A 15720-nucleotide genomic window follows, 5' to 3' on the forward strand; every position below is an offset into this window, starting at 1 on the left:
CTTGATCGGTTAAGTGTTACGGCACACAGCACACGATGTAAACCGTCGATTTCCGCCCGTCCGAAAAATCCGGCTTGATACGGAGTGGGAGCGCGCCCGTAACCGGCTATTGACACCGCTGAAAGCCAGGCTTACGGTTCCCCCAACTTACCCGGTTCAGTGATGCGGATCTCCTTGCGGAGGAAATGACATGGAACAGTTCGGACGCCGCGCCCTGCGCGTGAGCGCCGCCGGCCTCGTGGCCGCGCTGGCGATAACCGGTTGTAGCGGCCAGGCCCTGGAGAACAGCGGCTCGGACGCCGGCGCCGGCCAGATCACCCTGAAGGTCAACTTCTGGGGCGACATGGGCCTCGACGCGCTCAAGGCCAAGTACGAGAAGGACCACCCCAACGTCAAGATCGCGCTGAACTCCGGCGAGTACAACGCCCAGCACGAGGACCTGCAGAAGAAGCTGGTCGCCGGCTCCGGCGCGCCGGACATCTCGGCGGTCGACGAGGGCTTCATCGTTCAGTTCCGCGGCCAGGCCGACCAGTTCGTCAACCTGGTCGACAAGGGCGCCGCCTCGTACGAGGCGAAGTACCTGCCGTGGAAGTGGGCGGCCTCGAAGTCCGCCGCCGGTCAGCAGATCGGCCTCGGCACCGACGTCGGCGGTCTGGCCATGTGCTACCGGACCGACCTGTTCAAGGCTGCCGGCCTGCCCACCGACCGTGAGTCGGTCTCGAAGCTCTGGCCGGACTGGAACGCCTTCCTGGAGACCGGTAAGACCTACACCTCCAAGACCGGCAAGAAGTTCGTCGACTCCGCCACCAACCTGTTCAACCCGGTCCTCTCGCAGCAGCCGGTCGGCTTCTACAACGAGCAGGAGCAGCTCCAGATGGAGGGCGGCCCGAAGGTCGCGTTCGACGTCGCGACGAAGGCCCTCGACGCCGGCATCTCCGCCAACCTGGCCAGCTTCCAGCCGAACTGGGACCAGGGCTTCAAGAAGGACCAGTTCGCCGTCCTCGCCTGCCCCGCGTGGATGCTCGGCCACATCCAGGACACCGCGCCCGACCAGAAGGGCAAGTGGGACATCGCCGCGATCCCGGGCGGCGGCGGTAACTGGGGCGGTTCCTGGTGGACCATCCCCAAGCAGGGCAAGAACGTCGACGAGGCCTACAAGTTCGTCGAGTGGCTGATCCAGCCCGAGCAGCAGATCGAGGTCTTCAAGACGGTCGGCAACCTGCCCTCGCAGCCGGCGCTCTACAAGGACCCCAACGTCCTGGACTTCAAGAAGGAATTCTTCACCAACGCCCCGACCGGCCAGATCTTCGCCGCCACCGCGGAGAACCTGAAGCCGCAGTACCTGGGCAAGAAGAACGGCCCGACCCGCGTGGCCGTCGAGAACGTGATCAACCGTGTCGGCCAGGGCCAGCTGAAGTCGGCCGACGCGTGGGCCGAGGCTGTCAAGGAAGCCGAGAAGGTCGCGAGCTCCTGATCCATCCCTGAAGAACGGCGGGGCGGCTGCGGCCGCCCCGCCTTCCGGCCCTTCCGAGGAGTTCTCGTGTCCCTCACCGACGTTCGCGTGGTGCGAAACGAGGAGCCCAAGCACGCGCCGCCCCGCAAGGCGAAGTTCTGGCTCCACCGGTTCGACACCAAGACAGTGCCCTATCTGCTGATCGCGCCGTTCTTCGTGCTCTTCGCGATCTTCGGCATGTTCCCGATCATCTTCAACGGCATCGTGGCCCTGCGCCACTGGCGCCTCGACGACCCGACGAAGACCGGCTGGGCCGGTACGGAGAACTTCACCAGGCTGTTCTCCGACTCGGACTTCTGGGATTCGCTGCTCAACACGTTCGGCATCTTCATCCTGTCCACGGTTCCGCAGCTGCTGCTGGCCCTGATCATCGCGAACCTGCTGAACCGCAAGCTGCGCGGCGCGACCTTCTGGCGGATCGGCATCCTGCTGCCGTACGTCACTCCGGTCGCCGCGTCGACCCTGGTCTTCGCGGTGTTCTTCGGCCGTGACTACGGCATGGCCAACTGGCTGCTGTCACTGGTCGGCTTCGGCGAGGAGCAGCCGCTCGACTGGCGGGCCACCACCTGGAGCAGCTGGCTCGCGATCGCCACCATGGTCAACTGGAAGTGGATCGGCTACAACGCGCTGCTCTACCTGTCCGCGATGCAGGCCATCCCGAAGGACGTCTACGAGGCGGCGGCGGTCGACGGCGCCGGCCCGTGGCGCGCGCTGTGGCGCATCACCGTGCCGATGATCCAGCCGGTCGTCCTGTTCACCGTGATCCTCTCGACCATCGGCGGGCTGCAGCTCTTCAACGAGCCGATGCTCTTCGACGAGAACCCGGCACTGGCCAACGGTGGTTACGACCACCAGTGGCGCACCATCGCGCAGCTCATCTTCAAGGTCGGCTGGCGTGACCTCAACCTCGGATACGCGGCCGCCATGAGCTGGGCGCTGTTCCTGATCATCCTGGTCGTGGCCGCTGTCAACTTCCTGGTCACCCGGCGCCTCGGAGGCGGAAAATGAGCACCCGCCTGGTGAGCCGTGCACCCCAGGACACCCCCGGCACCTGGAAGTCCTACCTCGGGCTGACCGCGATCCTGCTGGTCTCGGCGTTCCCGGTGTACTGGATGTTCGTCATCGCGACGAGCAGCGACGACGCCGTGATGAAGTCGCCGCCGTCGGTCATCCCCGGCGACCAGCTGATGGTGAACCTCCGTGAGGTCTTCACCATGCAGGACGTCTACTTCACCGCGTCGCTGATCAACAGCCTCATCGTGGCCCTCGCGGTCACCGCGTCGACGCTGTTCTTCTGCTCGCTGGCCGGGTTCGCGTTCGCGAAACTGCGCTTCAAGGGCAACAACGTCCTGATGTTCGTGGTCATCCTGACCCTGACGGTGCCGAATCAGCTCGGCGTCGTCGCCCTCTACATCCTGATGGGCAAGCTCGGGTGGAACGGCCAGCTGATCGCGGTCATCGCACCCGGCCTGGTCAGCGCGTTCGGCGTCTTCTACATGCGTCAGTTCATCGCGCACGCGATCCCCGACGAACTGGTCGAGGCGGCGCGCATCGACGGCGCGCTGACGCTGCGCATCTACTGGACCGTCGTGGTTCCGGCGATCCGCCCGGCACTGGCCGTGCTCGGTCTGCTCACGTTCGTGGCGACCTGGAACGACTTCCAGTGGCCGCTGATCACGCTGAACGGCACCGACTTCCCCACCTCGATGGTCGCCCTGTCCGACCTGGCGAGCGGCAACTACGTGGTCTATCGGCGCGTTCTCGCCGGCGCTTTCGTCGCCACGGTCCCGCTGGTCATCCTGTTGCTGGTCGGCGGCCGGCAGCTGGTCCGCGGCATCATGGAGGGCGCGCTCAAGTAAGACGCATCCGCGAGGCGAGGCCCGTCCACCGGTCACGGTGGGCGGGCCTCGCCGTTTCTTTCAACCTCGCATCTGGTACGGCCACGCAGTCCACAGAAACAATGCGCCAGTTCCCCGCCTCCGGCGGCTACCGGCCTCGGACTCACACCACTCTTTCAGCGAAAACTAAGCCCGCACGCAGGTGAATTCAGGCGGACCAAGGGTCGTCCCGGCAGGGTGCGCATCGAGCCGTCCGGAGAACCCTGAGGAGTTCGATGAAGAAGAAACTGCGCCGTTTCGCGGTCACCGCGGGGGTGACCGTGGCGGTGATCGCGCCCATCGCCACGACGGCCGCCGCGGTGGTGGTCACCACCGCCACCCGGCAGGGCAGCCTCACCCAGGCCGGTCCGCTCGCCGAGCACGGCTTCCCGGCCTGGTACCGGGACAGCAACGGGCTGCGGCTGGAGGCGTGCACGACCCTGGACGACCCGCTCTGTTCGACGCTGCCGGACGAGGTGCCGAACCCGGACGCGCCGGTCTCGTACCCGGACAACTTCCCGGGCGAGTTCTTCTACCAGCTCGCCGGAGCCGAGATGACCCTGGCCAACGGGGTGGACTTCGGGATCGGTATGGACCTGGAGGGCGCCTGGGCGGCCGAGGAGGTCAAGGACGGCGACCAGATGGTGTTCGGCCGGATCCGGATCCGGTTCGACGCCGTCGAGGGCACCCGCTACCGGATCACCCACCCGTACGGCGTGGACGACCTGACCGCCGACGACCGCGGGATCCGGATGACCGAGGACATCGGTACCACGCCGGGCGCGTTCGGACAGGCGATCACCAGCCGGGTCGGCCCGTTCCTGAAGTGGGACCCGGCGGTCGCCCCGGCCGCTCCGGCCGGCTACACCGGTGACCCGGGCGTCGAGCACCGGGTCGTCGGCAGCCCGTACGGCACGAACTTCGTCCGTGTCGAGCAGCTCGACCCGGTGAGCGGCGCCACCATCGCCGACCTCGGATCGACCGACCTGTTCAGCGTGCAGGGCCGCTACGCCACGAACTCGGGTGTCGACATCGACCAGGCCACCTACACGGTCGGCTCGAACGGCACCGGTGTCATCGAGGTGTACGCCAGCAGCGAGCCGGGCCAGTCGATCGAGGTGACCGGCAACGCGCAGCTCGGCTTCCGGACCACCAAGCTGCGCGGCGACAACGGCCGCTACTACGGCCGGTTCCCGGTGACCGGATCGGTGCCGTCCACCGGCGCCACGATCGAGGTCGTCAACGCCGGTGACCGTCCGGTCGCCAGGAAGACCCGCAAGCTCGTCGACGTCGTCCGGGTCACCGACGCCCGCTATGACGCGGACGCCGGCACCCTGACCGTCGCCGCCACCTCCAGCGACGCCGACTCGACGCCGCCGCAGCTGTCGGTCACCGGGTTCGGCCCGATCACCGGACCGTTCACCGGGGTCACCGCGCCGCCGTCGGCGGTCACCGTCACCTCGTCGAGCGGCGGGTCGACGACCGTCCCGCTGACCGGCTCCGGCCAGGCGTTCGTCCCGGACCTGCCGGTGGCCAACGCGATCGCGGTGTCCGGTGCGGTCGCCGGGCAGAAGGTCACCCTCGACGGCTCCGGTTCGACCGGTGCGATCGACGCCTACTCCTGGACCCAGACGGGCGGCCCGGCGGTCATCCTGACCGGTGCGGCCACCCCGACCGCCTCGTTCGTCGCCACGCAGGCCGGCACCTACGCGTTCCGGCTGATCGTCTCCGGTCCCGGCGGCGCGGGTCTGCCGGTCACCGTCACGGTGACGGTCACCGGTACCGCCCCGGCGGTGGCCAACGCCGGCGCCGACCAGACCGTGATCCGTGGCCGTACCGTCGCGCTGGACGGTTCCGCCTCGACCGGCGCCGAGACCTACCAGTGGCGCCAGGTGTCCGGCCCGGCCGTGAACCTGACCGGTGCGGCCGGCCCGAAGCCGACCTTCACCTACCCGGCGCTGACGCTGCCGGCGGCACCCGGCCCGAACACCACCTACGTCTACAACAACGACCCGGTGGTGCTGGAGCTGACCGCGACGAACCCGGCCGGTACGAGCACCTCGCGGGTCACGGTCCGGCCGCTGGCGGAGACGTTCACCGGGCTGACCGTCCGGTACCGCACCGGCAACAACGAGTGGCGTATCTCCGGCACCAGCAGCCTGCTCGCCGGGCAGCGGATCACCGCGGTCCTGGGCGGCACCCTGGCCGGGCGGGTCGTCGGCACCCCGGCGACGGTCGACGCGGCCGGCGCGTTCAGCATCCGGGTGACAGGGCCGAACCCGGGCACCGTCCGCACGATCAGCTTCGTCAGCTCGACCGGTGGCCAGGTCCTCGCGTTCCCGGTGAACGTGACGAACTGACGACCTCTTCCGCGGCCACGGTTCGGGTGGCCGTAAAAGATCAAGAGAAGTGAGCCGGCGGCGGGCCTCCTCCAGGGGCCCGCCGCTCGTTGTTCGTCAGTTGTCCGCCGCCAGGCGGCGGCGCAGGTAGCGGGCGGAGGCCGCGGAGACCTGCCCGGAGACCGCGGCGCTGATCAGCGAGCTGCGGTGCCGGACCCGGCCGTCCTCGTTCTCGGTGAGCAGATGGGCATGGACCAGGTGGTCGACGCAGGACAGCAACTCCGGCAGCGGATAGCCGGTGAGCGTCGACAGTTCGCCGACGCTGAGCGGGCCGAGGACCGCACAGAGCCGCAGGATCTCCCACGACGGGTCCGGCATCCAGCGGGTGCGCTGCCGGGCGATCTGCATGGCCACCGCGTGCGACACCTCGGCCGGCCGCAGCGCCGCACCGACCAGCGCGGGGATGCCGCCGGTGCGTTCCGCCAGGTCACGGTCGCCGAGGACGGCGAGGTCGGGGTCGCTGAGCGGTTCGAGGCGGAGGACGACCGGCGAGCCGAGCCCGGAGAGCGGACGTTCGGCGATCTCCGACGGATAGCAGTAGGTGAGCACGATCCGCAGCGCCGGGCAGTGCCGGCCCAGCCAGGAGAGCTCGGCGACGCTCGCCGCGTCGAGGTCGGCGGCGTCGTCGATGGCGACGAAGACGGGTTCCGGACCGTCGAAGGCGGCGCCGATCGTCTCCAGGTGGGGGCGCAGCAGCGGCCGTTCCGGCCCGGCCTCGTCGACCACCTTGAGCACCTCGGCCGGCGCGCCCAGGTCGGTGAGGGCGGCCCGCAGCCAGGCGTGCCGCAGCACCCCGACCGAGGACGCGCCGTGCCCGATGCCGACCCGGCCGGGCGCGTGGCGTTCGAGTTCGGCGAGGAACGCCGATTTGCCGGAGCCGGACGGCCCGACGATGTGCACGACCGGTGGCGGGTCCGGTTCCAGCAGCAGCCGCAGCTCGGTGATCCGGCCCAGGAAACGCTCCCGGGACGGGTCGGGCGGCGGCGCCGGGCGTGATGCCGTGGCGACCGGGGCGGGTTCGGGATCGATCGCGGCGGTACGGCCCGCGAGCACCTCCCGTTGCAGGCGGACGAGGTCGGCCGACGGCGTCACGCCGAGTTCCTCGTCGAGGATCTGCCGGCACCGCTCGAAGATCCGCAGTGCGTCGTCCTGCCGGTCCATCGCGATCGCGGCCGTCATCGCCGCCCGATAGCCGGACTCCAGGAACGGGTCGAGCTCGATCGCCTCCTGGGCCAGCCGGAACGACCGGGCCGGGTCGCCGGACAGCGACGCCCCGGAGTGCTGGAGCAGCGCGTTCACGGCCGCCACCTGCACCTCGGTGCGGACCGGCTCGGCCCACTCCGCGTACGGGTCCTCCGGGAACGGCAGCTCGCGGGCCAGGGCCAGGATCTCCGCGTGCACGGCCAGGCGCTCCGGGCAGCCCGGTGTGACGGTGTCCAGCCGCCGGATCAGCGCACGCAGGTCGGCCAGGTCGAGCCCGGCCCGGGTGGTGTCGAAGAGGTAGCCGCCGCTGCGGGTGACGATGAACCAGTTCGCCGAGGAGCCGTCGGGCTGGAGCCGCCGCCGGATCACCGACACGTAGTGCTCGAGCGCGGCCACATGGTTGCCGGGCAGGTCCTCGCCCCAGACCGAGTCGGCGAGCGCGTCCTTCGACTGGATCCGGTCGTGCCGCGCGGCCAGTACCGCCAGCACCTGGCGTGCCCGGCGGGGCAGTTCACCGGCGGGCAGCGCCTCGCCGGAATCGCCGGTGACGGTCAGCTGCCCGAGCACGCTGACGCGCATGTGGCCTCCTCGTGAGTTCCTTGCGCAAGGACGTTTCGGCGCTCGGCGGTATCGGGTTGAGGCTTTCCACAGGATTACCAAAGGCCCTGCTCATAGCTTCTGGCCCCGACTGATGGACCGGATGTGCGAGGGAGTTCGATGACACGGGGAAGTCTGAGCCGACGTGACCTGCTCAAGGGAGCGATTGCCCTCGGTGGTGGCGGCCTGGTCATCGCGGCCGGCGGCGGCGCGGTGATCGCCAAGTCGAGTGGCCTGGCCTCGAAGAACACGCCGACACCGTTCACGAACATGTTCCGCCGGCCCCCGGTGCTGATGCCGTACGAGGAGGGCGTCGACGACCAGGGACCGTTCCAGAAGTACCGGCTCACCCAGAAGGTCGGGCAGGCCAGCCTCGTGCCGGGCCTGACGACGCCGATCGCCGGTTACAACGGCATCTTCCCCGGCCCGACCATCCGGGTTCCCCGCGGCACCCGTTCCGAGGTGCGGATCAAGAACTCGCTGACCATCAACAAGATCAACAATCAGCCGTTCAGCACGGTCACCCACCTGCACGGCTCGGCGTCGCTGCCCCAGTACGACGGGTACGCCAACGATCACACCCACCCGGGCCAGTGCAAGACGTACAAGTACCCGAACTGGCAGCCGGCCCGGACGCTCTGGTACCACGACCACAACCACCGCACCACTGCCGCGAACGCCTACTCCGGTCTGGCAGCGCAGTACCACCTGACCGACGAGTACGAGGCCGCGCAACTGCCGCAGGGCCAGTACGACGTACCGATCGTGGTCAGCGACATCGCGTTCAAGCCGGACGGCTCGGTGGCCTTCGACGACGAGGATCACGCCGGCTTCATGGGTGACGTGATCATGGTGAACGGTGTGCCGTGGCCGAAGATGCGGGTCAAGCCGCGCGTCTACCGGTTCCGTTTCCTGGTGTCGTCGATCTCCCGTTCGTACCGGTTCCGGCTCAGCACCGGCGACCCGTTCCACATCGTCGGCACCGACGGCGGCATGGTGCCGAAGGTCGCCGCGGTCGAGTCGTTCCGCCAGGGCGCCGCCGAGCGCTACGAGGTCCTGATCGACTTCAGGAAGTACAAGGTCGGTCAGAAGATCGATCTGAAGAACCTCAGCAACAAGAACAACGAGGACTTCAAGAACACCGACAAGGTGATGCAGTTCGAGGTCGTCGCCGACTCGGGGGCGCCGGACACCTACGTCATCCCGACGACTCTGGACGCCGGCCCGGTGCCGTGGTCGAACCGTGGCGCGCTCGACCCGATGAAGCTGAAGCCGGAGATGGCCAAGGCCCGTCGCAAGGTCCGGGTGGAACGCAAGCACGGACTCTGGACCGTCAACGGGGAGACCTGGGACGACGTCGAGAAGAGCGACTTCAAGCGGGTGCTCGGCAACCCGAACCCGTACGACGTCGAGATCTGGGACCTGGTGAACGAGTCGGGCGGCTGGTTCCACCCGGTGCACATCCACCTGATCGACGGCCAGTTGCTCTCCCGCAACAACACCCCGGGCAACAAGCCGTACGCCTGGGAGAACGGCCCGAAGGACGTCTTCTACCTGGGCGAGAACGAGACCGCGTCGGTGCTCATGCAGTTCACCACCGGCGACGGCAACGCGGGCGGCCGGTACATGCTGCACTGCCACAACCTGGTCCACGAGGACAGCGACATGATGATCCAGTTCGCGGTCGGCGACATGATGAACAACGACCCGATCCACGCGGACCCGGCCTACGACGACACCTCGGCCGAGATGCCGGTGTCGTACGCGCCGAGCTACCCGCTGGGCAGCTGATGAAACGGGCACTCGCCGGACTGCTGGTGGCCGCCGCGGGCGTCGCCTGGTACGCGTACCCCGCGGCCGAACCGCCCGCGCCGGTCGCCCACGTCGTCGCCGGGGACAAGGGCGACGGCCTGGCCGACACCTCCTTCGACGGCCCGATGGTGCGCCGGCGGGCCGCCATCGCGATCCATCCGGCACCCGGCGCGGACCGTGGCGCCATCGCCCGTGAACTGCGGGAACTCGCCGCCGAGGCGAAGATCGGCACGCTGACCGACGCCACGTTCGCGGTCTTCTCCGAGGACATGCTGGAGTACCTGGTCCCGGAGATGACGTTCGTCCTCGACGAGGGCGCGCGGGTCTACGACGCCGAGGCGTTCATGCGTGACCACCAGCCGGCGAGTATCGCGTTCTACCTGGTGCAGCCGGTTCTGGTGCACGATCTGACGTTCTGCGTGGTGCCGGCCGCCGGGGTGACGCCGCGGCAGGTGTCGGACCGGCAGGACACCGAGGGCGTGCTGAGCGACTCGCTGGGCGGTTACGTCACCGACGTGCAGGCGGACGGGGTGACGGTCCGCTACTTCGGGGCGGTGCTCGGGGACACGCAGATCGCCGCGGTGCGCGAGTCGATGGCGCGGGCGGCCGGGGTGCCACCGGATCGGGTGCACGTGGAGGCGAACCTCCCGGGCCCGGGAGTGGACCTGTCACACGGGGTACCGGATCTGTCGGACGAGAAGCACGGACATTGACGAAGGCCCCCTCCGCGGAGGGGGCCTTCTTCTTTTCAGGAACACCACAGGTGGACCACTGCCGGCTGCCAGAACATATGCCGAAATAGCCCACCTAAACGGGCATTCGCGCTCTCCGGATGAGGTCCCCCCTTGCGTAGAGTCTGGTCCGCCGCAGCACTCGGTGCGCTGCTCGCCACCACCGTCATGGTCGTTCCCGCCCAGGCCGCCCCGATCGGCCAGGGCTTCACGATCACCGAAGCCGATCTGTCGTACATCCTCAAACAGATCAAGATCGCCGAGGCCCACGTCGCCGCCACCACCAGCGACACCGGCCCCTGCGGCGCCCTGCTGGACCAGCTCGGAAGCCCACTGCTCTCGATGGGCCTGCGCACGGTCGACGGCACCTGCAACCACCTCACCCCGGGGCAGGAGAGGTACGGCGCGGCCGACCAGGAGTTCCCGCGTCTCGCGCCGGCCCAGTACACCGGTGTCTACCGGGGCACCCGTCCGGTGGATGCGGCTCCCCGGCAGATCAGCAACATCATCGCCGACCAGACCGCGGCCAACCCGGCGGCCGTCGCGGTCTCCGGCGGCAACACCGACGGGGTCACCCTCTTCATCCCCAACGTGACCACCGACTTCGGGCTGTCCGCGCCGTACAACTCGTGGTTCACGCTCTTCGGGCAGTTCTTCGACCACGGCATCGACCAGACGGTCAAGGGCAACGACATCGTCATGGTGCCGCTGCGCGCCGACGACCCGCTGGTCGCCGGCCCGGACCGGCTCACCGGCACCGCCGACGACCCCAAGCCGGGCGACGCGAAGTACGTGCCGCCGGCCATGCGGTTCATGATGCTGACCCGGGCGAAGAACCCGTCGAAGAACACCGACACGCCGTACGTCGACAACTCCCAGACCTACACGTCGCACGCCGCGCACCAGGTGTTCCTCCGCGAGTACACGCCGTCCGCGCAGGCGACCGGCAACCTTCTCACCGGTGCCGACGGCGGCCTGCCCACCTGGGCCGACGTCAAGCGCCAGTCGCGTGCGACGCTCGGCCTGGCCCTGAGCGACCTGGACGCGCTGGACGTACCGATGGTGCTCGCCGACGCCTACGGCAACTTCGTCCCCGGCCCGGCCCGCGGCCTCCCGCAGTACGTCACGGCGACCGGCCTGGTCGAGGGCGACCTCGCGAACCCGGTGGCGGTGCCCGCGAACGTGGTGCACTTCGACACCCCGTTCCTCACCGACATCGCGCACAACGCCACGCCTTCCAAGACGCTCGTCGCGGACGCCGACTCGATCGCCAGCGCGGACTTCGCGTCCCAGCCGGCCGGCACCTACGACGACGAGATGCTCGCCGCCCACTACATCGCCGGTGACGGACGGGCCAACGAGAACATCGGCCTCACCGCGGTGCACCAGATCTTCCACTCCGAGCACAACCGGCTCGTGAGCGACATCGCGCGGATCATCGACGGCGACCCGGAGTGGACCGGTGAGCGGATCTTCCAGGCCGCCAAGTTCATCAACGAGATGGAGTACCAGCACCTCGTCTTCGAGGAGTTCGCCCGCAAGATCCAGCCGGCGATCAACCCGTTCCAGCCGGCCGCGTTCACCCAGGCCGAGCTCGACCCGGCGGTCTACGCCGAGTTCGCGCACGCCGTCTACCGGTTCGGTCACTCGATGCTGAACGAGAGCATCCAGCGCCCGAACGCCGGCAACCTCTCCCTGCTCGACGGCTTCCTCAACCCGCCCGCGTTCACCAACAACGGCACCCTGTCCCCGGAGACCGCGGCCGGCGAGATCGTCATGGGCATGACCGACCAGGTCGGCAACGACCTCGACGAGTTCATGACCGACACGCTGCGCAGCAACCTGCTCGGCCTGCCGATGGACCTCGGCGCGATCAACATCGCCCGCGGCCGTTCCGAGGGCATCCCGACGCTCAACAACCTGCGCCGCGTCCTGCACAACCGGAGCAACGACGGACGGCTGCGGCCCTATGTCAGCTGGATCGACTTCGGTGAGCACCTCAAGCACCCGGAGTCGCTGGTCAACTTCGTCGCCGCGTACGGCAGGCACCCGTCGATCCTGAGCGCGACCTCCGTGGACGCCAAGCGCGCCGCCGCGACCACCCTGCTGGAGACCCCGGCCGGTGCCGACTTCCTCAACGCCACCGGCACCTGGACCACGGCGAACTCCGGGCTCGACGACATCGACCTGTGGATCGGTGGGCTCGCCGAGACCACCGAGCCCTTCGGCGGCCTGCTCGGCAGCACCTTCGACTACGTCTTCGAGACCCAGCTGACCGCCCTGCAGAACGGCGACCGGCTGTACTACCTGGCCCGTACCCCCGGCATGAACCTGCGCAGCCAGCTCGAGGGCAACACGTTCGCCGAGCTGATCAGCCGCAACACCACGGCCAGCGGCCTGCGTGCCGACGTGTTCGCCACCGCCGACTGCAAGTTCGACCTGGCCGCGCTCGACGGCACCGCCGCCGGATACAGCCGGCAGGGCAACCTCGTCGACGACGACCCGGCCAGTGAGTGCAACGAGCGTGCCCTGCTGCTGCGCCTGCCCGACGGCACCATCGCGTACCGGGCCCGCAACAGCGTCGACAAGGCCGGCATGAACGCCCAGTCCGTCTACAGCGGAACCGAGAACAGCGACCGGGTCCGCGCCGGAAACGACAACGACACGATCTGGGGCGGCGAGGGCGACGACGTGCTCGAAGGCGGCGCCGGTGACGACGTCACCGTCGGCGGCGAGGGCGACGACATCCTCACCGACTCCGGCGGCGCCGACTTCTCCATGGGCGGCCCGGGCAACGACGCCATCGACGCCGGCCCCGGCGCCGACATCATCCTCGGCGGCGACGGACGCGACTTCACCAACGGCGGCGCCAACGCCAACGAGACGTTCGGCGGCGAGGGCGACGACATGATCATCGCCGGGGACGGCGAGGACAGCGCGTTCGGCGACTCCGGCGACGACTGGATCGAGGGCGGCAACTCGCCCGACCTGCTCTCCGGCGACAGCGGCAACCTGTTCTTCCGCGACGACTCCAACAAGCCCGGCCACGACGTGCTCATCGGTCAGGGTGGCGACGACGACTACGACATGGAGGGCGGCGACGACATCGGCGTCCAGGGCCCCGGCATCGAGAAGAACGCCGGCGGCTCCGGCTGGGACTGGTCCATCGCCGGCTCCTCACCGGAAGCCGTCGACTCCGACCTCGACCTGCCGCTGCTCGGCCTCGACGGCCTGGAGACCGGTGTCCGCGACCGCTACGACGAGGTCGAATCCCTCTCCGGTGGTAACGGCGACGACGTCCTGCGCGGCGACGACACGGTTCCCGCCACCGACGGCGCGATCGGCTGCGACGCCCTCGACGCCGCCGGCCTCGCCCGGATCCACGGCCTCGACCAGGTGGTCACCGAACTGCCGATGCCCGCGACCGCCGTCGCCAACCGGACCGGCCGCGACTGCGACCTCACCGGCAACGTCTGGGGCGAGGGCAACATCCTGCTCGGCGGCGCCGGCGACGACCTCATCGAAGGCCGCCTCGGCAACGACATCATCGACGGAGACCGCTACCTGACGGTCCGGCTCGCGGTCCGGGGCACCTCGATCACCGCGTCGTCGCTCACCGAGCTCCAGGCCGACGTCTTCGCCGGCAGGATCAACCCCGACGACATCATCACGGTACGGGAGATCGCGACCTCACCCACGCCCGGCAGGGACACGGCCGTCTTCGCCGGAGCCCGCGCCGAGTACGCGGTCACCCCGATCTCCGGTGGCGTCCTCGTCTCCGGTCCCGACGGCAACGACATCGTCCGCAACGTCGAGCTGCTGCACTTCGACGACCAGATCGTGGACATCAGCGGCATGACGGCCTTCCTCGGTGTCAGTGCCTTCGCCGGCGACGGCCAGGCCACCGTCCTGATCACCGTGCCCGACGCGACCGGCACCGACCCGGTCACCGGCCTCACCCTGGAGCGCACCGGCGGCGGCGAGACCATCCTGACCAGCCTCGACGCGGGCACCCGCAGCCTCGTTGTCACCGGACTCACCAACGGCACCGGCTACACGTTCCGGCTCCGCGCCGACACCGCCGCCGGCCCAGGCGTCTTCACCTCGCCGTTCGGCCCGGTCACCCCGGTAGCGACCGTCCCCGGCGACGACGACCCGGCCGAGCCCGGCGAGAACGAGGAGGAGGGCGAGAACGAGGAGCCCGCTCCGGACCCCGTCCCCACCACCGTGCCGCCGGTCGTCACCCCGACCACTCCGGTCGTCACCCCCACCACCGTGCCGCCGGTTGTGACGCCCACCACGGCGCCGCCGACCACGGTTCCGCCGCGGCCGGTGACCCCGGTCGCCCCGGACGCGCCCGGTATCGGCGTCGCCTCCGCCGGGGACGAGAGCGCCGTCGTCCGCTGGAGCACACCCCTCTACGACGGTGGGACCGCGATCTACGGCTACGAGATCCAGGCACTGGACGCTGAGACCGGCATCGTGATCGGTGTCGACGTGGCCGACGCCGGAACCACCGAGATGACCATGACCGGGCTGACCAACGGGCTTCCCTACGCGTTCTGGGTCCGTGCCGTGAACGCGGCCGGCGCCAGCGCCTACTCCGGCATCTCCAACACGGTCACGCCGACGGCAGCCACCCCGGGTACCGGTAACCCCGGCACCGGTACCCCCGGTACCGACCCCGGTACCGGCAACCCCGGCACCGACCCCGGTACCGGCAACCCCGGCACCAACCCTGGTACCGGTAACCCCGGAACGGGTACGGGTAACCCCGGCTCCACCGTTCCGGTCACGCCGGCTCCGACCGGGACCGTGACGCCGACGCCCACCGGGACCGTGACGCCCACGCCGACCGGTTCGGTCTCGCCGACCGCCACGCCGACCCCGACCGGGACCACCACGCCGGCCCCCGGCGGACCCGGCACCCCCGGTGACACCCGGACCGTTCCCGGCGCCGCCCGCATCGGCGTCCCGGGCCCGGCCGCCGGCGCCGCGGTCGTCCGCTGGACCGCTCCGGCCGACAACGGTGGAAGCCCCGTCCAGCGGTACGAGATCCAGGTACTGACCGGTGACGGCAGCCAGTCCGGCAAGCTGCGGACCGCCACCGCCTCGGCCGCCGTGCAGACGGTGACCGGGCTGGCCAACGGCACCGGATACCGCTTCCGGGTGCGGGCGGTCAACGCGATCGGCGCCGGCCCGTGGTCCGCCTCGAGTTCGGTGGTGACGCCGCGGACCGTACCCGGAAAGGTCCGTGATCTGACCGCGACGCCCGGCGGCAAGGGCGGAAAGGTCACCGCGACGGCCCGCTGGATCGCCCCGGCCGCCACCGGTGGATCGAAGATCACCGGCTACCGGATCACCTGGCAGCGCCTGAACGCCAAGGGCACGGCCCGCGGCGCGGCGATCGTGACCACCGTCCCGGCCGGGGCGAAGGCGGCGAGCTTCACCGCACCGACCGGTGTCCCAGCCGGAACCCGGTACCGGGTGACCGTTCGCGCCGTGAACGCGGCCGGCACCGCCCCGGGGTCGGCGGTGACCACCACCGTCCGCTGACCGGTATCGAGATCAGGCGCCGTCGTCCCGCC

At 69.7% G+C, this 15720-nt stretch carries 8 protein-coding genes; 7 read left to right on the top strand and 1 reads right to left on the bottom strand.

Annotated features, from left to right (window positions below):
• Window positions 1-190 precede the first annotated feature (190 nt).
• The 4 genes from ACFO0C_RS22840 to ACFO0C_RS22855 all read left to right on the top strand — a co-directional run bounded on the left by ACFO0C_RS22840 (window position 191) and on the right by ACFO0C_RS22855 (window position 5750).
• Window positions 191-1474, top strand: a complete 1284-nt coding sequence (locus ACFO0C_RS22840) for an ABC transporter substrate-binding protein (protein WP_378068702.1) — start codon at window positions 191-193, stop codon at window positions 1472-1474.
• 66 nt (window positions 1475-1540) lie between these two features.
• A complete protein-coding gene (locus ACFO0C_RS22845; protein WP_378068703.1) occupies window positions 1541-2521 on the top strand; it encodes a carbohydrate ABC transporter permease in 981 nt (326 codons plus the stop codon).
• A complete protein-coding gene (locus ACFO0C_RS22850; RefSeq protein WP_378068704.1) occupies window positions 2518-3372 on the top strand; it encodes a carbohydrate ABC transporter permease in 855 nt (284 codons plus the stop codon). The genes ACFO0C_RS22845 and ACFO0C_RS22850 overlap by 4 nt, the downstream gene beginning before the upstream one ends.
• A gap of 254 nt (window positions 3373-3626) precedes the next feature.
• Window positions 3627-5750, top strand: a complete 2124-nt coding sequence (locus tag ACFO0C_RS22855) for a PKD domain-containing protein (RefSeq protein ID WP_378068705.1) — start codon at window positions 3627-3629, stop codon at window positions 5748-5750.
• A gap of 96 nt (window positions 5751-5846) precedes the next feature.
• Here the strand turns inward: ACFO0C_RS22855 and ACFO0C_RS22860 are convergent, their stop codons facing one another.
• Window positions 5847-7571, bottom strand: coding sequence for an AfsR/SARP family transcriptional regulator (locus ACFO0C_RS22860; protein WP_378068706.1), 1725 nt, complete (start codon window positions 7569-7571; stop codon window positions 5847-5849).
• Window positions 7572-7709: 138 nt separating this feature from the next.
• On the opposite strand from ACFO0C_RS22860, the gene ACFO0C_RS22865 reads away from it, so the two are divergent.
• The 3 genes from ACFO0C_RS22865 to ACFO0C_RS22875 all read left to right on the top strand — a co-directional run bounded on the left by ACFO0C_RS22865 (window position 7710) and on the right by ACFO0C_RS22875 (window position 15688).
• Entirely contained in the window at window positions 7710-9380 is a 1671-nt protein-coding gene (locus ACFO0C_RS22865; protein ID WP_378068707.1) for a multicopper oxidase family protein, read from the top strand.
• Window positions 9380-10114 (top strand): hypothetical protein, encoded by a 735-nt coding sequence (locus tag ACFO0C_RS22870; protein ID WP_378068708.1) that lies wholly within the window; start codon window positions 9380-9382, stop codon window positions 10112-10114. Before ACFO0C_RS22865 ends, ACFO0C_RS22870 begins: the two co-directional genes overlap by 1 nt.
• A gap of 132 nt (window positions 10115-10246) precedes the next feature.
• Complete coding sequence (locus ACFO0C_RS22875; RefSeq protein ID WP_378068709.1) at window positions 10247-15688, top strand: peroxidase family protein; 5442 nt, start codon at window positions 10247-10249, stop codon at window positions 15686-15688.
• The last annotated feature ends 32 nt before the right edge of the window (window positions 15689-15720 follow it).

The organism is Actinoplanes subglobosus (assembly GCF_042650585.1).
Taxonomy (GTDB): Bacteria; Actinomycetota; Actinomycetes; order Mycobacteriales; family Micromonosporaceae; genus Actinoplanes; species Actinoplanes subglobosus.

Bases quoted from the DNA above. Each gene is read 5' to 3' on its own strand.
- ACFO0C_RS22840 (WP_378068702.1), top strand. From the start codon at position 191: ATGGAACAGTTCGGACGCCGCGCCCTGCGCGTGAGCGCCGCCGGCCTC.
- ACFO0C_RS22850 (WP_378068704.1), top strand. From the start codon at position 2,518: ATGAGCACCCGCCTGGTGAGCCGTGCACCCCAGGACACCCCCGGCACC.
- ACFO0C_RS22855 (WP_378068705.1), top strand. From the start codon at position 3,627: ATGAAGAAGAAACTGCGCCGTTTCGCGGTCACCGCGGGGGTGACCGTG.
- ACFO0C_RS22860 (WP_378068706.1), bottom strand. From the start codon at position 7,571: ATGCGCGTCAGCGTGCTCGGGCAGCTGACCGTCACCGGCGATTCCGGC.
- ACFO0C_RS22865 (WP_378068707.1), top strand. From the start codon at position 7,710: ATGACACGGGGAAGTCTGAGCCGACGTGACCTGCTCAAGGGAGCGATT.
- ACFO0C_RS22870 (WP_378068708.1), top strand. From the start codon at position 9,380: ATGAAACGGGCACTCGCCGGACTGCTGGTGGCCGCCGCGGGCGTCGCC.